This is a genomic window from Pontitalea aquivivens (assembly GCF_046507575.1).
Lineage (GTDB): Bacteria > Pseudomonadota > Alphaproteobacteria > Rhodobacterales > Rhodobacteraceae > Pontitalea > Pontitalea aquivivens.
This window is the reverse complement of sequence record NZ_JBKFEY010000023.1, coordinates 1-16,170: the sequence shown is the minus strand read 5'-3', so window position 1 is coordinate 16,170 and position 16,170 is coordinate 1. Positions and strand designations below refer to the sequence as shown.

The following is a 16,170-nucleotide window of genomic DNA, read 5'->3' as shown; positions in this document are numbered from 1 at the left end:
AAAAGACAATGTCAGACGACTATATTCTCTCCTGCGATAACCTCGTCCGCCGGTTCGGGTCCTTCACCGCTGTCGGTGGGATCACCTTCGGCGTCAGACCCGGAACAATACACGCAGTTATCGGACCGAACGGTGCCGGCAAGACCACGTTCTTTAACCTTTTGACAAAATTCTTGCCATGTTCGGAGGGCAATATCCGTTTCAAGGGGCAAGACATCACCGGACTGACGGCCGAAGAAGTTGCCAATCTGGGCTTGGTCCGCACCTTTCAGATTTCGGCGATATTTCCCAGCCTGACGCTGCTAGACAATATCCGCATCGCGCTTCACCAACGAATCGGCGGCACCACGGCCTTTTGGCGATCCGGACGCACGATGGAGCGGCTCGACGCCCGCGCGACCGAACTTCTGGACATGGTCGGGCTGGCCGACCGCGCGAAGGATACGGCTGGACAACTGTCCTACGGACGGAAGCGCGCTCTAGAACTCGCCACAGCGCTGGCGCTGGATCCTGAAATGCTGCTGATGGATGAACCAATGGCAGGGATGGGGTCGGAAGAAATTGACCGGATTTCAGAGCTTATCAAGACCATCTCTCAGGATCGGACCATCCTTATGGTTGAACACAATCTTTCAGTCGTCTCGGCACTGGCCGATGATATCACCGTGCTTGCTCAAGGACGGCTGCTTGCCCAAGGCAACTACGCGGCGGTTTCTTCGGATCCGGCCGTGATCGAAGCCTATATCGGTAAAGTCGATGACTGAAGTGTCCCGTTCACCTCATACCGATGCGACAACCTCCGCTGCCACGCTGGTTGAGGTGCGCAACCTGCAGGCTTGGTATGGCGAATCCCACGCCTTGCACGGTGTCAGCTTCGATGTACCCAAAGGACAGGTGGTCAGTTTGATAGGCCGGAACGGTGCTGGAAAGACAACCATCATGCGCTCGATCATGGGGCTGGTCCGCAAGCGGCAAGGTTCCGTCCGCATCAACGGCACGGAGACGATCCGCCTCAAGCCGCGGCAGATCGCACGTCTTGGCGTCGGCTATGTGCCAGAGGAAAGGGGGATATTCAGCAGCCTGTCGGTACGCGAAAACCTGATGCTACCGCCGATCATCGACCGGCCGCTGATGTCAATGGCGGAAATCCTTGAGCTGTTCCCGAACCTCCAGCGCAGGATGGCGGCACCTGGTACCAAGCTGTCGGGGGGCGAACAGCAGATGCTTGCGATCGCGCGGGTTCTACGGACCGGGGCGCCGCTGCTGCTCCTGGATGAGCCCACCGAGGGACTGGCGCCTGTCATCATCAACCAGATCGAGACCGACATCGCAAAACTGAAGGAGCGTGGTTACACGATCATCCTGATCGAACAGAACGTGAGATTTGCTTGGTCGGTTACCGACCACTTCCACGTTGTTGAGCAGGGCAAGGTCGTTGACAGCCTTCGCACGAAAGACGAATCCCGCGACGCCGCCGTGGCGCGCCTGATGCGATATCTAGGGGTGTGACAATGGAGTCTTTCAACATTTCTCCAGGTGTGCTCGCAGGGCAGCTGCTGCTAGGGCTGCTAAACGGCGGGTTCTACGCAATGCTAAGCCTTGGCCTGTCAATCATTTTCGGGCTGCTGCGTGTCGTCAACTTTGCGCATGGCGCGCAATATGCGCTTGGGGCCTACCTCACCTGGATGCTGCTGAACTACTTTGGTATGGGCTATTGGTGGGCGTTTGTGCTAGTGCCTGTGCTTGTAGGTCTGATCAGTATCGTGATCGAACGATTAGTGATCGCGCCGCTGGCTGACTCTGACCATCTGTATGGCCTGCTTGTTACCTTCGGGATCGCAATGGTCCTGCAAGGTGGCTTCCAGATCGCCTATGGTGCGGCGGGAATTCCTTACCGTGTTCCCGAGGCTCTGACGGGCGGTGTGAAGCTGGGCTTCATGTTCGTTCCTACCTATCGGATCTGGGTACTTGGCGTTGCCATTACAGCCTGTGGAGCGATGTGGTTTGCCATAGAAAAAACCAACCTCGGCGCCTATCTAAGGGCTGCGACGGAAAACCCGGATCTTGCCGGCGCGTTCGGGATCAACGTGCCGCTACTAATCACCCTGACCTACGGAATGGGGGCGGCCTTGGCCGGGCTTGCAGGGGTTCTTGCGGCGCCGATCTATTCGGTAAACCCGACGATGGGCGTTGACCTTTTGATCGTGGTTTTCGCGGTGGTTGTTGTGGGGGGCATGGGCTCGATCCTCGGGGCGGTGGTGACCGGCTTTTCGCTTGGACTTCTCGAGGCACTCACCAAGGTGTTCTACCCAGAGGCTGCCAGTATGGTGATCTTCGTCATAATGATCGCAGTCCTGATTTTCCGTCCCTTTGGTCTGTTCGGGAGGCAGTCGTGAATCAAGCTCAGAAATCAGAACCGATCCTTGATCTGCCGGCGACTGCCGCAACGGAAAGCGCCGCAAAACAGCGCGAGCGCCTGTTACAGACGCTTCAATTTTCGCTGCTTGCCTTGGCGCTCGTGGTGATGCCGTTCCTAGTATATCCGGTCTTCCTGATGAAGGTGATCTGCTTTGCAGTCTTCACGTCATCGGTAAACCTCTTGCTCGGCCAGGGAGGGCTTCTGTCCTTCGGCCACGCGGCGTTCTTCGGGCTTGCAGCATATACGACAGGCTACCTTGCCTCGCATCTTGGCGTGTCGGTCGAATTGGCTTTTCTGGGAGGTGTCGCCGCATCGATCGTACTAGGCGCGGTGTTCGGCGCCGTAGCAGTGCGCCGGCTAGGCATCTATTTCGCCATGATCACGCTCGCGCTGGCGCAGATTGTTTATTTCCTTGCTGTCCAGAACCCGGCTATCACCAGGGGCGAGGACGGCCTGCAGCCGATCCCGCTTAGGGCTCTATTCGGGATCATCGACCTAAACGATACGATGACCCTTTATACTCTTTGTGCGGTCATTCTCATCGTCACACTGATGTTCGTGCATCGGGTGACGACCTCGCCCTTCGGAAAGGTGCTACGCGCCATCCGCGACAATGAGGAGCGTGCGCGGACACTGGGCTACAGCCCACGCCGCTATAAACTTTTGGCATTTGTCATCACCTCGGGGATTGCGGGCGTCGCGGGATCGCTGAAGGCGCTCGTGATGCAGGTAGTTACCTTGGGCGACCTTCACCTAACCACGTCGGCTGAGCCTATCTTGATGATGCTGGTCGGCGGCATCGGTAGTCTGTTCGGGCCGGTTCTTGGCGCGGCAGTGATAATCTCAGCGGAGCATTTCCTTGCACCATTCGGGGCATGGGTAACCGTGCTCAAGGGGGTGATATTCATCGCTTGTGTCCTTTTGTTCAAGCAGGGGATCACTGGGCTTGCCCACAAATGGTTCGCACGAACCAAGTGACCATGAAAGCGTCCGTCAGCTGGCGCTCCGCACCAACGACTTTCTTCGGGAGGAAACAAAGATGAAAGACCACCTAACAACTGCTCTAAAGGGGTCCGAGGCAGATCGCGCCATTACGCAGGGCTGGCTGTCCAGTTTTAATACAGCGCTTCAAGAAGAAGATCAGGCCGCAGCATGTGCCCTGTTTTTGGACAATGCCTATTGGCGTGACTTGCTTGCCCACCAGTGGGATTTTCGTTCTCTGACTGGACCCACGACCTTCGTCCCGCAGTTGCTCGGCGAGAGCAAGGAGCGCGGTGTGCGCAATTTTTCTATCGATCCACGCTACACCGAGCCGACGATGCAGGCCCGCTCGGGCCGGCAGGTGATCGAAGCGATCATTCGTTTCGATACCGATCTGGGGCCGGGAAGCGGCATTCTTCGCCTCCAGGAGGTTCCGGAAGGATCGGGCCAATGGCTCGCTTGGGGGCTCATGACCTCGCTTCAGGGGCTCTCCGCCCACCCCGAAAAATTCGGAGATAACCGACCGGTTCGCGTTCCATTGCGCAATCCAGGCGAGAACTGGACGGACCAGATACGGCAAAATTCCACCTTCGAAAGTGAAGAGCCCGAGGTCCTTGTGGTCGGTGGCGGCCATTCGGGGGTGATGGTGGCCGCGCGGCTGCGCGCGATGGGGGTCCGGGTGCTTACCATTGATGCCCTGCCGCGCCTTGGCGATGTCTGGCGGAACCGCTATCACACGCTGCAGCTGCACAACGAAATTTTCTCGATCGACTTCCCTTACCTGCGGTATCCCGAAACTTGGCCCGTGTTCCTACCCAAGGACATGTATGCGGACTGGATCGAATTCTACGCCCGCGCAATGGAACTCGCAGTCTGGACCTCGACCCGGTTTGAAGGCGCAGAACGTGACGAGGCGGCCGGGTGCTGGATCGCCCGCCTGCTAATGGCTGACGGATCGCAGCGTGTCCTGCGACCGAAGCACATTATCATGGCGACTGGCGGCGTGTCAGGGCGCAAATCCTATCCGAAACTTCCCGGTCTTGAGAATTTCAAGGGCACCGTCGCCCATTCGGCCGATGTGCGCCCCAACGACAGCTTCAGCGGAAAAAAGGCAATTGTCGTTGGAACCAGTACCAGCGGCCACGACATCGCCCTCGAGCTGACCGAGCGTGGATGTCAAGTGACAATGGTCCAACGAAGCCCCACCGTTGTCGTCAACATCGACCCGGCAAACTTGATCTACAACACCTACAAGGAAGGGCGCTCGATCGATGAGATCGATGTGGTCACGATCGCGAACAATTTTGATGCGACAATCCAATCTTATCGGCTTTTCACCGAAATGGTGGAAAAAATGGACAAAAACCTTTTAGACGGGCTGCACAAGATTGGCTTCAAGACGGACCGTGGCTATTTGGATGGGGGCTATTTCGCCAACTACCTGCACCGCGGTGGTGGCTACTATCTGAATGTCGGCGCCTCTGACCAGCTAATCAGTGGGAAGATAGGTCTAATCCAAAACGACCAGATCCAGCACTACGAAGCGAATGGCGCGCGCCTAATGGATGGTTCGCTCTTGGATGCCGACATCGTCGTTCTTGCGACTGGCTATATGAACCAAGAAACCGACATTCACGACTATTTCGGTTCCGATGTCGCAAGGCGCGTCGGCAAGGTCTGGGGTTGGGACGAGGGCGGTGAGTTGCGCCGCGCTTGGCGGCCCACCGGTCAGGAGGGACTTTGGCTTCAGCTTGGCGGTGTGCCCCAGTGCAGGACCTATTCCAAGTTCCTAGCGCTCCAGATTGTCGCGGAGTTGCGCGGAATAAAGGCCCCGACAAAAGCCTAACCCGACAGACCACCCCATCCTCATATAAAGAAATGCGGGTGGGGCACGCGCTTCAACCTACTCGGATCGTCGCCCCCAAAACAAATCCTGCCAAGAGGCACCCATGACCAGCTCCAGCACAGTTCTATCCTCACTGGAGGGCGGCGTTCTCGCGCTGACACTCAACCGGCCAGATAAACTTAACTCTCTGAACGAGGAGATGCACCTTGCTCTGCGCGAGGGTATCCAGCGCGCGCATGACAACGAAGCTGTCCGCGCTGTATTACTGACTGGTGCAGGACGAGGTTTCTGTGCCGGACAGGACCTGACTGGTCGAGGCGAAAAAAGAGCGGGAGCGCCACACGACCTTGGGCAATCGCTTGAGACATTCTACAACCCGACCATCCGCATGTTGCGAGCTTTAAAAAAACCAGTCGTTTGTGCGGTCAACGGTGTTGCAGCAGGGGCTGGGGCCAACATCGCTCTTGCCTGCGACATCGTAATTGCGGCGAAGTCGGCGCATTTCATTCAAGCCTTCGCAAAAATCGGGCTTGTTCCAGATGCTGGCGGCAGCTGGATCTTGCCCCGAATCCTGGGCGAAGCACGCGCCAAGGCGCTTGCCTTAACAGGCATGCCGCTCGCGGCGGAAACTGCAGCTGACTGGGGGCTGATCTGGAAAGCCTTTGATGACAATGAACTTATGAACGAGTCACGGACCTTGGCCCAATCGCTTGCCGCAGGCCCGACCCTTGGCCTTGGATTGACCAAACGGTTGATCCAGAACGCAGCGACGGCTAATCTGGACGAACAGCTGGATATGGAACGAGATTACCAACGCCTCGCGGGCAATAGTAACGATTATGCGGAAGGCGTAAGCGCCTTTTTGGAAAAGCGCAGGCCCGCGTTTATCGGACGGTGAGCACTTCGAATAGCCAACGCGGAGATAGCAATTCGGTCGTGTCGCGACTGCTGTGGAAATTCCTTGGCGGCGCTCTCCGGGCATCTGATGGCTCGTTTTTTCAGGCGGCGAGAGAGGTGGTTCGGTCGATCTGAACAGGTTCCAGGCGTTTTGTAAGTGGTTTTCCGCCTCGGTTATGCCGCTACCGCTTCGGGCATCGGCTGGTTGAAGTAGGCCTGATCGGGGGTTTTCCCGTCAAGCGATGAATGCGGGCGGCGGCCATTGTAGAAGGTCAGATCCGGAAGAATGGTCGCCTCTGGAAAGAGGACTGCCCTGCCGCTCGCGCTTGCAACGACATCCTCCGGGCGACCAAACGTTTCGGTCGGGCGAACAGGAAGGTCTGGTCCGGCTATCACGTCCGAAGTCGGATCGAGGCAAGGATGCGCTGCCTCAAATCCTTCGGTGAGCGCATCGCCTCGCAAGACCCCGACAGACAAGCGGCCGAGATCTACATCCGCGTCGCGCTCATGAACCGCTTCAACGCACCCGGCACCGCCGAAATCGAGCGCCTGGCCTGAGCTTAATGGGTAAGGGAGAGCCCTGCTCCGACGCCGAGTTCTGCAACAATGCCCAACAACGCCCATGAAAATTGCTTTTCGCAAGCATGCTTTCGAATTGTCCCCGGCGCGGGCCGGGCGTAGTCTGGCCCTCAGTCGAATGTCAGGGACCGAACCGATGAAACCTGCCCAAGCGCCCCGCCGATCCCTTCTGCCGCTGCTGGTCCTGGCCGTTCTGGCCGGGCTGGTCATCGGTGCCGTCTGGTGGGCGACGCGCCCCGGCCCCCTGCTGATCCAGGGCGAGGTCGCGGCCCCGCGGGTCGATGTCTCGGCCCGCACCTCGGGCCGGGTCACGCGGATCGAGGCCGATCTGGGCCAGCGGGTCGAGGGCGGCCAGCTGCTGGCCGAACTGTCGAACCCGCAGCTGGTCACCGCCCATGCCGCCGCAGCATCAGGGCTGGAGGTCGCCCGCGCCTCGGAGGCCGCGGCCGGCGCCACCCGCCCCGAGGTGATCCGCGCCCGCGAGGCCGAGCTGGCCGCGGCCCAGGCCGATCTGCGCCTGGCCGAGGAGCAGCTGGGCCGCGACACGGGCCTGTCGCAGCAGGGCCTGCGCCCGCAGGCGGCGCTGGACCAGTCGACGCGCAACCTCGACGCCGCCGCAGGCCGGGTCGAGGCCGCCGAGGCGCAGCTGGACCTGGCCCGGGCCGGGGCCTCGCCCGAGGAACGCGAGGTCGCCGCGGCCCAGGTCGCCCAGGCCGAGGCCGCGCTGGCCCAACGCCAGGCCGATCTGGACGAATTGCGGATCTTCGCGCCCATGTCGGGCGAGATCTCGGGCCGCACGATCGAGCTGGGCGAGAATGTCGGCCCGGGCGCGCCGCTGTTCACCATCGTCGATCTGGATCAGGCCTGGTTCACCTTCAACCTGCGCGAGGACCTGCTGGCGGGGCTGGCGATGGGCGACCGGCTGACCATCCGCATCCCCGCGCTGGACACGGAGACCGAGGCCGAGATCACCCTGATCAACGTGCAGGGCCAGTTCGCCAGCTGGCGCGCCACCCGCGCGACGGGCGATTTCGACCTGCGCAGCTTCGAGCTGCGGGCCCGGCCCGTCGCGCCGCTGGAGGGTCTGCGCCCCGGCATGTCCGCGCTGATCCAGCTGGACCGCTAGGGCCGTGCTGGCCGTCATGGCACGCGAGTTCCGCCTGCTGCCGCGCCGCCCGGCGCTGGCGGGGCTGGTGATCGTGCTGCCGCTGATCATGCTGCTGGTCTTGGGCGGGATCTTTCGCGCAGGGATTCCCACGGGCATGGCGGTGGCGGTGATCGACCTGGACCGGTCGGACCTGTCGCGGGCGGTCACGCGGATGCTGGACGCGGCACCCGAACTGACCGTGACCCATCGCGCATCAGACCTGCCCGAGGCGCGGTCGCTGATCGTGTCCGGTGCGGTGCGCGGCGCGGTGCTGATGCCCCAGAACCTGGAACGCGACATCACCCGGGGCGCGCGCCCCGAGATCGTCACCTTCTACGACAACCAGCACATGAGCGCCGGATCGCTGGTCGCCCGCGGCGCCCGCAATGCCATCGACACGGCGCTGGCGGGCCTGCGCCTATCGGTGCGCCAAGGCCAGGGCGAGGCGCCCGTGCAGGCCATGGTCGCCCTGCAGCCCATCCCGATGCAGGCGCATGCCCTGTTCAACCCGGCCTTTGATTATGTGCATTTCCTGCTGGCCGCGCTGATCCCCACGGTCCTGCAGATCATCGCCGGCGCCGCGACCGCCTATGCGGTCTCGCTGGATTTCGGCCCGGGGCGGCATCCGCGCGTGCTGATGCGGATGGCGGGCGGCATCCTGCCCGCGATGCTGGGCAAGATCCTGCCCTATACGGTCGTCTTCCTGCTGCTCCTGGGCCTGTCGGACGTGGCGCTCTATGGCTGGCTGGCGGTGCCCTTGCGCGGGTCGCTGTGGCTGATGGCGCTTGGCGCGGTGCTGTTCGTGCTGGCGTCGCAGATGATCGGCGCGCTGGCCTTCGTGCTGTCGCGTGACATGGGCCGGGCGGCCAGCCTGATCGCCATCATCACCGCGCCGGCCTTCGGATTCATGGGGCTGGGTTTCCCGCGCGAGGCGATGTCGACCCTGGCCCAGGCCTGGGGCGCGGCCATTCCCGGCACCTGGTATGTGCAGCTGCGCATCGACCAGTCGCTGCGCGCGACGCCCTTGGACATCTCCGCCATGTCGGTCCTGTGGCTGGCGGTGATCGCGGGCGTGCTGGCCACGCTGATCCTGGCGCAGCTGTCGCGCCTGGCCCGGCAGGAGGTCGCGTCATGACCGCGCTGGCCACCGCCTTCCGCGCCGAGCTGGCCGCCGTGCTGGGCGACCGGCAGGTGCGCATGATCGTCCTGCTGGCGCTGGTCATCTATGCGCTGATCTATCCGCTGCCCTATCGGGCCGAGCTTCTGCGCGATGTGCCGGTGGTGCTGGTCGATCAGGACGGATCGACCGCTTCGGCCGATCTGGCGCGGCGCGTGGACGCGTCGGAGGCCGTTGCCCTGACCCATCTCGCCCCCGACATGGCCGAGGCCACGCGGCTGGTCCATGAACGCCGCGCCTATGGCGTCATGCTGATCCCCGACGGGTTCGAACGCGCCCTGCTGCGCGGCGATCAGAGCCCCGTCGCGCTTTATGCCGATGCCAGCTATTTCCTGATGTATCAGCGCGTGATGCAGGGCGCCGCCGTCCCCCTGCGCCAGATGGGCGCCGAGGTCGAGGCCGGGCGCCTGATCGCCCAAGGCACGCCCCGCGCCGTGGCCACCGCCCAGGTCAGCCCCGCGAACCAGATCGAGGTGCCGCTGTTCAACCCCGCGGCGGGCTACGCGACCTATGTGCTGCCCGCGGCCTTCGTGCTGATCCTGCAGCAGACGATGATGATGGGGCTGGCCTTGGCTGCGACCCGGCGCGGGCCGCTGCCCGGCCATCCGGTCTGGCGGCTGCTGGGCCGGGCGGGGGCGTGGCTGGCCATCTGGGCGGGGCTGCTGCCGGTCTATCTGATCGTGCTGCCGGTGCTCTATGGCCTGCCGATCCTGGGCGGGCCGGGGGCGCTGATGATGCTGGGCCTGCCCTTCCTGCTGGCGGCCGGGTTTCTGGCGCAGCTGGTCGCGGCGCTGTTCCGGCGGGGCGAGGTCGTGCAGGTCGTGCTGCTGGCGCTCGGGATGCCGTTCTTCTTCCTGTCGGGCTTCGCTTGGCCGGTCGAGGCGATCCCGGCCCATCTCAACGCGCTGGCGCAGCTGATCCCGTCGACGGCGGCCATCGACGGGCTGGTGCGGGTCACGCAGATGGGCGCGACCCTGCCCGAGATCGCGCCCATCCTGTGGCATCTGTGGGCCTTGGCCGCGGGGCTGGGCCTCGTGGTGCTGGCGGTCGAGACGGTCAGCCCGTCACAGCCAGCAGCGCCAGATAGAGGACCGACGGCCCCATCAGACAGCCCAGCCCGGTGAAGAAGGTCGCCGTCATCGCGCCATAGGGCACCAGCCGCTTGTCGGTCGCGGCCAGCCCCCCGGCCACGCCGCTGGTCGTGCCCATCAGCCCGCCATAGGCCATGGCCGATTTCGGGTTGTTCAGCCCGATCAGCGGCGCGACCAGCGGCGTGCCGATCATCACCAGCACCGCCTTCAGCAGCCCCGCAGCGACCGACAGGGCGATGACCTCGGAACTGGCGCCCAAGGCGGTGCCGGTCACCGGACCCACGATATAGGTCGCCGCACCCCCGCCGATCGTCGCCATGCTGACCGCATCGGTATAGCCGAAGGCCGCCGCGATCGCCGCGCCGCCTCACCTGGTTTCAGCTTGACGGGTTGAAGTTCCAGGGCAGCAGGTCGTCGATCTTTGCCTGAGGCCCTGCAGGCCTTCGAGGATCCCGGCCTGTGCCGCAGCCCAGCCGGACTCGACCCGGGACCAGGCGGCGGCGGCGGAGAAAGCAAGGCGGTCCCAGGCCTGCACCGCGAGATCCCTGAGCAGCGACAGGGCAGTGCCGATGCCGCCGGTCGCGATGGCAAGCCGTGCAATCTGATGCACCAGTTCCCCGGCCCCGACGATCAGCACGCCGATCCCGGTGCGGATCAGCGCGCCGCGCAGAGCGACAAGCGAGAGCGTCAGGCCCTTCACCGACAGCGCGGCCAGCGCCAGAGACGCCACCCAGCGCCAGGCCATCACCCCGGCAAAGGTCGCGGCATAGGCGCCGAGCCGTCCGATATTGTCGAAGGCGAGGCCGATCGCGTGGCCCAAGGAGCCCGTGCTGCGCGCGAGCGCGGCCATGGCATTGGCCACCGCCTCCAGCGCCGGGGCGGCGGCCACGGCAAGCTGGTTCGACACCCCACGCCAGATCAGCCCGAGCCGCGAGAGCGCATCATTCGTGCGCTCGATCTGATCGGCATCGGCTTCCGAGACCACCACGCCGAAGTGGCGGACATCCTCGGTCGCCTGGCGCAGCGTGGCGGTGTCGATGCGCGACATCGCGATCGAGCCTTCCTCGCCAAAGATCTGCCCCGCCACAGCAGCGCGCTGCGTCACCGGGATCAAATCCTCCATCGCAGCGGAGACGGCGGCGATGCGCTGGTCGAGCGGCATTTGCAGCAGGGTGCCGGCCGAGAGGTTCAGCCGGTCCAGCGCCTCCGCCACCGGGCCGCCCGCCGTCGCCGCCTGCGAGAGCCGCCGCGTCATGTCCTTTGTCGCCTGCTCGATCCCGGAAAATCCGACACCGGCCAGTTCGCCCGCGCGCGCGAGCCGCTGCAGGCTCTCCACCGTGGTGCCCAGCGATTGCGCAAGCTTGGCCTGCGCATCCACCGTCTGCAGACCCGAGCGCACCAGCGCCACACCGGCCGTCGCCACCGCCGCGCCCGCCGCCGCAGCCGCCAGCTTCGCGCGCCGGGTGAAGGCCGCCAGCCGCGCAGTGGCCAGATCCATTTCCCGCGAAATCCGCGTGAAACCCCGCGATCCCGCCGCCCCGATCCCCTCCAGTTCCGCGCGCACCTGGCGGCCGCCCACCGCCGAAAGGCGGACAGAAACGCGTTTTTCAGTCATCTCGACCCTCCCCCATCTGCGCGTTCAGCCTGCGCACCATCACCGCCTCGAGCGCGGGCAGGACTTCAGCGGCGACACGCGCGTCGATCCCCAGCGCCCGCGCCATCGCCAGCGCTGCCCCCATGTCCCAGCCAAGGATCGTGCCGCCGCCGAGGCCGCCCGCGACGCGCAACTGCCCGCCGAGCCGCCCCACCAGATCCCATATCTGTTCGCCCTCGAAGGTGATCGGCGCGTTCAGCCGCGCCGGGCAGTCCGGGCAGGCTTGCGCGCAGGCTTCGCAGTATCGGTCGCCCCCGCCGAAGGACCATTCTGCGAGAGCGCGGAGGCGTTTTTTTCTGCATCCAGCAGCAGGGCCTTCGCGACATAACCGCTCTGGAAAGCCTCGAAGATCGGCCAGATCTCGAGGAGCGCGTCGATCCCCTCGGGCGTCACCGGGATCGGCCGACCATCCCCATCGCCCACGCCGTCCCAGGCCAGGATCGCGCGCCGCGCCAGCGCCTTGGCGGCCGCGACTGCGCGGACCTCGTCCGGTGTGTCGTCGGGCAGGTCCCGCACCGCCGGATCGCGCTGCACCGCAACCATCAGCGCCGTGCTCAGCGGGCGCAGCTGCACCCGGACCCCGGGCATCAGGTCAAGCCAGGAGGGCGTCTGCGTCAGATCGAGTCTCAACATGATCAATACCCCGCCACATCATTGATCAGAACCGCGGTGCACATCCGCGCGGGGCTGATCCCCTTCGACGCCTGCCAGTCGAAACTCGCCTGGATGCCCTGCGGCCCGGCAATCTCGATCCGGGGCTTGGGCAGATGCACCGCATGTGCGGTCAGCGTGAAGCTTTCCCCCGTCGCCAGCGTATAGGCGAATTCCAACTCGCATTCGGTGCCGTTCACCGCCTGCGTGAGCAGCACCGTGTCGGCAAAGCGCACTTCGAGACTGCCGGTGAGCGCCGCCATCCCCGGATCGGCCCCGTCGATCTTGCCGTCCGCCCGGATCGTCTCGATCCGGTCAAGGCCGTTGGCATAGGTGATCTGCGTCGAGATCACGTTGCCAAGTGCCACGCCATTGCGCCGGATCGATCCGTTGAAATGGCCAAACCGCAGGAGGTCGATCTCGGCCAAGGTACCAGCCGTGCTGGTCGTTCCCGTCGTCTCGCCCTGTGCCACCAGGTTCACCGTCGCCGTCAGCAGGCCGGCCCGGTTCATCTCCCAGGAGATCTGATCGACCACGCAGCCCGAATACATCGCATAGCGCGGGACCTCGGGCATGGCCGTCTCGATCGAGAGGCTCGGCAGCGACCAGCCGCCCGAGGCAAATTCATGCGTATAGGGATCGGTTCCGGTGGTGGTGGGCGTCCCGAAGGCCGCCTTCAGCCAGAAGCCGAAAGCGCGCGCATCGATCGGCACCACCACCGCGCCATCGGCCGTCACTGCATCGCGCACGGGCGCCAGCGGATCGCGGCCATAGCCCAGCAATTCCGAACTGATTAGCGGCTGCTCCGCCCCGAGCGTCGTGCTGGCAAAGGGCATCCGCGTGAACCCGCCCGCCGGCGGGGTGCCGTAACTCGTCTCGAACGCAAGCGCCATCTGCGCCCGCGCGCCCTGGGCTCGTGCCATTGGTATTGTCCTTTTGAGAAGTTGTCGAAATCAGGCCAAGGGATCGGCCGTTGTATGATACAGAACGACCGGGATCACCGCTGCCTTCAGGCTCGCGGCCCCCTCGAGGGCCAAGTCCACCGGCTGCGGCGCTTCCGCCTCGATCCAGTCGCACAAGCCGCCTAGCGTCCGGTCGGCGGCAATCACCGAGCCGAGGCTGGTCACCAGCCAGTCGAACGCCGCATCGCGCCCCTCGGCCGCCTGCACGATCGCCTCGATCTCTGCCCGGTGCTGGTAATGATAGCGCAGCGGCGACAGCGTCACCTCCGGCTCCCCCGGTTCGCCATCGCGCAGGATCAAAAGCCCCTCCCGGCCGATCCGTTCCGGCAGCGCCGCGTTGCGCAGCACCACGGTGTCCAGGACCTGAAGCTGGCTGTGCAGCGCCGAAAGGATGGTTTCGCGGGTGGTGGGCATCGCAGGCCTCATGGCGGGGTTGCAAATTCAATCTATGGGCGTATTGAAGACAGCGCACGCCGCGCGCAGCAAGGGCACCTATTCCGAAAAACCTCTTCTGCGCCAATTTGCGACGATCAGGCCGAGAACCGCGTCAATCGCCCGCTCCGCATCCCGCGCCAGATCCAGCCGCTTCGGCAGCTTGACCTGCGGCACCAGAAGGAAGATCGGCACGACGGCGCGCACGTTTGTTTTTCTGAACGCTTTGCGTTCATCGTGATAGCATCGTTCGGGTGATCTGGAGAACTGGAGTCGGAAGATGAACAAGCTGTCACTCCCCTTGGTCCGCGCGCTCGCGGTAAGCCTCTTCTTGCCGGTAACCGCCTGGGCCGAGTTGCCCAATTGGTTGCCGCAGGGCATCACCCTGCCCGAACCGCACGAGGTGCTCATGGATCAACAGATCGGCGCCAGCACCCGCCTGCTCCAGGTGTCGGTGGAAAATGATCCTTCCCCTCTGTTCCCCGACTGGCAAACGGCGCTGGCAGCCGCGGGATATGATCTCAACACCGAGATGATGTTCGATGGACGGCTTCTGTTTTCGAACGCCGAGGTGGAGTCCGGACAGATTGCCGTCCAAGCACTCGAGGATGGCATTTTCATGATCCAGATCGACATGACGATAGCGGCCGATTGACGAGGCCCGAAGGGGAAAACAGGTGCACAGGCACGCCGACCGGAGATCGTTTCCCCGGTGTTCGAGACCTGCATCAAGGGACCTTCTGGAGTATCCGTTCATCGGGCTGGTCCGTCACTGAGGTTTCATCATGGCCCCTTTGGCAGCCAATGGGACATGACAGGGGTTTTCGGGCTGTTCTTCCGAGGACCATGATGCCCAAAAATGGCCGACACATCACTTGCCCCATTCCGCCGCAATCCTCCCCGGCACGCCATCCACCGCCCGCTCCGCATCCCGCGCCAGATCCAGCCGCTTCGGCAACTTTACCTGCGGCACCAGGAGGAAGATCGGCACGGTGGTGAGGCCGCGGCCGGTTTTCGAGCGCGAGGCCACCGCCCTGCCCTTGGTGTTCAGCCGCCCCTCCGCCACCAGAAGGCTCGGGCCCGTCCGGCGATAGATGAAGCGCAGCCGCAGGCCGGTGCGGCGCTCCCAGTCGCCCGGGCTGGTGCGGCCGCCGCGCGCGGATTTGCCCGCCGCTTCCGTTGGGATCGCAAGCCAAAAGCCGTCCTTCGAGCGGATCAACGGCCCAGTGTCATGCGCCCCGACAATCACCGGCGCCTTGGACCAGACAAGGGCGGCGGCATTGAGGCTGGGTTTGCCGCTCGGAAAATGCGCCGCGCGAATGGTGTTCGCCAGCCTCGCGCCAAGCCCTGCCCCGGTGATCTGACCGCGCCAACTGGTCTTCAGCCCCGCGCCCGCTGCGCGGATCGCGCCCGAGACAGCGCGTGCGCCCTCGTCGATCTCGGCTTGCATCAGGTCGCCGATGTCCGGACCGATGTCGAGTTTCAGTTTCATCCCGGCACCAACTCCAGCGTCCAGACGAGCCGCTCCCGATCCCGGCGCGGCTCGCCCTGGATGAGGAAGGTCTCCTCCCCGATCACGATCTCCTCCCCGGGCCGTGGCGCGGGAAGCGCGCTGACCGGCACGTCGATACGCGTGGTTTCCGAGATCAGACGCGCCGCCCCGAACTCGGTAATTTCGTCAGGGCGGCGCAGGATGCCGCGGGCCGGCGTGAACTGACCCGTGGCGTCGCGGTGCCAGATCGCTACCGACAGGTTGGGATCGGCAAAAAGCTGAGCGAGGGCCGCCGCAAAGGCCGTCATCACGTCCGCCGTGCCGAACGCAGCACCTGGGGCCGGGTGCAGATCGGCAGCGGGTTGCTTTCGATCTCGAGCCGGACCCATTCGTCGCGGTCCCGATCGGGGATCATCCGGGCATAGAGCGGCAGGCCAAGGGTATTGACCGTCTCGAAGGTGTCCGCCGGGGCGTAATAGATCTCGAAGAGCCCGTCGACGCCTTCGGGATAGAAGATCGCCTTGTCGGTCGGCACGCCGAAGCCAAGTCCGCCCCGGTAACGGCGGAAGGTGATGCCGCCGAAGCTGACCTCCTCGCCCACCCTGCCCCGCAGATCGGCCGCGGCGGCGGTGTTGAGATAGGTCTCGCGCACCTCTCTATGCGCCACGAGATCGGAAAAGAAGGCAGAGCCGCATTCGGCGCGCAGCTGCACCGCACCGGCGGCCAGCCCGCCCAAGCTGTCCTCGACGCTTTCGATCAGCGCCTGGCAGCGCTTGCGCAGCGCGCCGGAGGCCGGGCTCGCGTTGTCGAGGTCGAAATCCACCTCTGTCGCCGGGGTGATG

Annotated in this window: 18 protein-coding genes and 3 pseudogenes; 11 read left to right on the top strand and 10 right to left on the bottom strand. The window is 64.3% G+C overall.

Annotated elements, in window-relative coordinates; translation table 11 throughout:
* Nucleotides 1-8 precede the first annotated feature (8 nt).
* The 10 genes and pseudogenes from ACK8OU_RS16535 (at nucleotide 9) to ACK8OU_RS16490 (ending at nucleotide 10,170) form a co-directional block, all read left to right on the top strand.
* Complete coding sequence (locus tag ACK8OU_RS16535) at nucleotides 9-764, top strand: ABC transporter ATP-binding protein (protein ID WP_410304516.1); 756 nt, start codon at nucleotides 9-11, stop codon at nucleotides 762-764.
* The gene (locus ACK8OU_RS16530) at nucleotides 757-1,509 is read left to right on the top strand and encodes an ABC transporter ATP-binding protein (RefSeq protein ID WP_410304515.1); all 753 of its coding nucleotides are present in this window, start codon (nucleotides 757-759) and stop codon (nucleotides 1,507-1,509) included. Before ACK8OU_RS16535 ends, ACK8OU_RS16530 begins: the two co-directional genes overlap by 8 nt.
* Before the next feature lie 2 nt (nucleotides 1,510-1,511).
* Nucleotides 1,512-2,396 carry a branched-chain amino acid ABC transporter permease gene (locus ACK8OU_RS16525; protein WP_410304514.1) on the top strand — a complete coding sequence of 295 codons (885 nt, stop codon included), beginning with the start codon at nucleotides 1,512-1,514 and terminating at the stop codon, nucleotides 2,394-2,396.
* Nucleotides 2,393-3,397: a branched-chain amino acid ABC transporter permease gene (locus ACK8OU_RS16520; protein WP_410304513.1), complete on the top strand. Its 1,005-nt coding sequence runs from the start codon at nucleotides 2,393-2,395 to the stop codon at nucleotides 3,395-3,397. The genes ACK8OU_RS16525 and ACK8OU_RS16520 overlap by 4 nt, the downstream gene beginning before the upstream one ends.
* Before the next feature lie 61 nt (nucleotides 3,398-3,458).
* Nucleotides 3,459-5,246 (top strand): flavin-containing monooxygenase, encoded by a 1,788-nt coding sequence (locus ACK8OU_RS16515; protein WP_410304512.1) that lies wholly within the window; start codon nucleotides 3,459-3,461, stop codon nucleotides 5,244-5,246.
* Between the two features lie 103 nt (nucleotides 5,247-5,349).
* Complete coding sequence (gene paaG, locus ACK8OU_RS16510) at nucleotides 5,350-6,144, top strand: 2-(1,2-epoxy-1,2-dihydrophenyl)acetyl-CoA isomerase PaaG (RefSeq protein ID WP_410304511.1); 795 nt, start codon at nucleotides 5,350-5,352, stop codon at nucleotides 6,142-6,144.
* Between the two features lie 275 nt (nucleotides 6,145-6,419).
* A pseudogene (locus ACK8OU_RS16505) lies at nucleotides 6,420-6,701 on the top strand (IS5/IS1182 family transposase); the annotation flags it as partial.
* Between the two features lie 157 nt (nucleotides 6,702-6,858).
* Nucleotides 6,859-7,848, top strand: coding sequence for an HlyD family secretion protein (locus tag ACK8OU_RS16500; protein ID WP_131389224.1), 990 nt, complete (start codon nucleotides 6,859-6,861; stop codon nucleotides 7,846-7,848).
* Between the two features lie 16 nt (nucleotides 7,849-7,864).
* The gene (locus tag ACK8OU_RS16495; protein ID WP_410304510.1) at nucleotides 7,865-9,004 is read left to right on the top strand and encodes an ABC transporter permease; all 1,140 of its coding nucleotides are present in this window, start codon (nucleotides 7,865-7,867) and stop codon (nucleotides 9,002-9,004) included.
* A complete protein-coding gene (locus tag ACK8OU_RS16490; protein ID WP_410304509.1) occupies nucleotides 9,001-10,170 on the top strand; it encodes an ABC transporter permease in 1,170 nt (389 codons plus the stop codon). The genes ACK8OU_RS16495 and ACK8OU_RS16490 overlap by 4 nt, the downstream gene beginning before the upstream one ends.
* Here ACK8OU_RS16490 and ACK8OU_RS16485 read toward each other — a convergent pair.
* The 7 genes and pseudogenes from ACK8OU_RS16485 to ACK8OU_RS16455 all read right to left on the bottom strand — a co-directional run.
* Nucleotides 10,103-10,456: a hypothetical protein gene (locus ACK8OU_RS16485; protein WP_410304508.1), complete on the bottom strand. Its 354-nt coding sequence runs from the start codon at nucleotides 10,454-10,456 to the stop codon at nucleotides 10,103-10,105. The genes ACK8OU_RS16490 and ACK8OU_RS16485 overlap by 68 nt on opposite strands.
* Before the next feature lie 111 nt (nucleotides 10,457-10,567).
* Nucleotides 10,568-11,752: pseudogene (locus ACK8OU_RS16480) on the bottom strand (phage tail tape measure protein); the annotation flags it as partial.
* On the bottom strand, nucleotides 11,745-11,945 hold the full coding sequence (locus ACK8OU_RS16475) for a DUF7697 family protein (protein WP_410304507.1): 201 nt from the start codon (nucleotides 11,943-11,945) through the stop codon (nucleotides 11,745-11,747). The gene ACK8OU_RS16475 and the pseudogene ACK8OU_RS16480, both read right to left, overlap by 8 nt.
* A gap of 41 nt (nucleotides 11,946-11,986) precedes the next feature.
* Entirely contained in the window at nucleotides 11,987-12,424 is a 438-nt protein-coding gene (locus ACK8OU_RS16470; RefSeq protein ID WP_410304506.1) for a hypothetical protein, read from the bottom strand.
* Between the two features lie 2 nt (nucleotides 12,425-12,426).
* Nucleotides 12,427-13,365, bottom strand: coding sequence for a phage tail tube protein (locus ACK8OU_RS16465; protein ID WP_410304505.1), 939 nt, complete (start codon nucleotides 13,363-13,365; stop codon nucleotides 12,427-12,429).
* A gap of 30 nt (nucleotides 13,366-13,395) precedes the next feature.
* On the bottom strand, nucleotides 13,396-13,818 hold the full coding sequence (locus ACK8OU_RS16460) for an acyl-CoA transferase (protein WP_410304534.1): 423 nt from the start codon (nucleotides 13,816-13,818) through the stop codon (nucleotides 13,396-13,398).
* Between the two features lie 78 nt (nucleotides 13,819-13,896).
* A pseudogene (locus tag ACK8OU_RS16455) lies at nucleotides 13,897-14,145 on the bottom strand (DUF6441 family protein); the annotation flags it as partial.
* Here ACK8OU_RS16455 and ACK8OU_RS16450 point away from each other — a divergent pair.
* Nucleotides 14,117-14,491 (top strand): hypothetical protein, encoded by a 375-nt coding sequence (locus tag ACK8OU_RS16450; protein ID WP_410304536.1) that lies wholly within the window; start codon nucleotides 14,117-14,119, stop codon nucleotides 14,489-14,491. The pseudogene ACK8OU_RS16455 and the gene ACK8OU_RS16450 overlap by 29 nt on opposite strands.
* Before the next feature lie 216 nt (nucleotides 14,492-14,707).
* Here ACK8OU_RS16450 and ACK8OU_RS16445 read toward each other — a convergent pair whose 3' ends face one another.
* From ACK8OU_RS16445 to ACK8OU_RS16435, 3 genes are all read right to left on the bottom strand, one after another.
* A complete protein-coding gene (locus ACK8OU_RS16445; protein WP_410304504.1) occupies nucleotides 14,708-15,328 on the bottom strand; it encodes a DUF6441 family protein in 621 nt (206 codons plus the stop codon).
* Nucleotides 15,325-15,636, bottom strand: a complete 312-nt coding sequence (locus ACK8OU_RS16440; protein ID WP_410304503.1) for a head-tail joining protein — start codon at nucleotides 15,634-15,636, stop codon at nucleotides 15,325-15,327. Before ACK8OU_RS16440 ends, ACK8OU_RS16445 begins: the two co-directional genes overlap by 4 nt.
* Nucleotides 15,636-16,170: major capsid protein (locus ACK8OU_RS16435; RefSeq protein WP_410304502.1), on the bottom strand; the 535-nt coding region annotated here is incomplete at its 5' end. The genes ACK8OU_RS16440 and ACK8OU_RS16435, both read right to left, overlap by 1 nt.

Coding starts and splice junctions, on each gene's coding strand:
- ACK8OU_RS16445 (WP_410304504.1), bottom strand. CDS start 15,328: ATGAAACTGAAACTCGACATCGGTCCGGACATCGGCGACCTGATGCAA.
- paaG (WP_410304511.1), top strand. CDS start 5,350: ATGACCAGCTCCAGCACAGTTCTATCCTCACTGGAGGGCGGCGTTCTC.
- ACK8OU_RS16500 (WP_131389224.1), top strand. CDS start 6,859: ATGAAACCTGCCCAAGCGCCCCGCCGATCCCTTCTGCCGCTGCTGGTC.
- ACK8OU_RS16530 (WP_410304515.1), top strand. CDS start 757: ATGACTGAAGTGTCCCGTTCACCTCATACCGATGCGACAACCTCCGCT.
- ACK8OU_RS16465 (WP_410304505.1), bottom strand. CDS start 13,365: ATGGCACGAGCCCAGGGCGCGCGGGCGCAGATGGCGCTTGCGTTCGAG.
- ACK8OU_RS16450 (WP_410304536.1), top strand. CDS start 14,117: ATGAACAAGCTGTCACTCCCCTTGGTCCGCGCGCTCGCGGTAAGCCTC.
- ACK8OU_RS16460 (WP_410304534.1), bottom strand. CDS start 13,818: ATGCCCACCACCCGCGAAACCATCCTTTCGGCGCTGCACAGCCAGCTT.
- ACK8OU_RS16495 (WP_410304510.1), top strand. CDS start 7,865: ATGGCACGCGAGTTCCGCCTGCTGCCGCGCCGCCCGGCGCTGGCGGGG.
- ACK8OU_RS16525 (WP_410304514.1), top strand. CDS start 1,512: ATGGAGTCTTTCAACATTTCTCCAGGTGTGCTCGCAGGGCAGCTGCTG.
- ACK8OU_RS16470 (WP_410304506.1), bottom strand. CDS start 12,424: ATGTTGAGACTCGATCTGACGCAGACGCCCTCCTGGCTTGACCTGATG.
- ACK8OU_RS16485 (WP_410304508.1), bottom strand. CDS start 10,456: ATGGCGACGATCGGCGGGGGTGCGGCGACCTATATCGTGGGTCCGGTG.
- ACK8OU_RS16490 (WP_410304509.1), top strand. CDS start 9,001: ATGACCGCGCTGGCCACCGCCTTCCGCGCCGAGCTGGCCGCCGTGCTG.
- ACK8OU_RS16535 (WP_410304516.1), top strand. CDS start 9: ATGTCAGACGACTATATTCTCTCCTGCGATAACCTCGTCCGCCGGTTC.
- ACK8OU_RS16515 (WP_410304512.1), top strand. CDS start 3,459: ATGAAAGACCACCTAACAACTGCTCTAAAGGGGTCCGAGGCAGATCGC.
- ACK8OU_RS16440 (WP_410304503.1), bottom strand. CDS start 15,636: ATGACGGCCTTTGCGGCGGCCCTCGCTCAGCTTTTTGCCGATCCCAAC.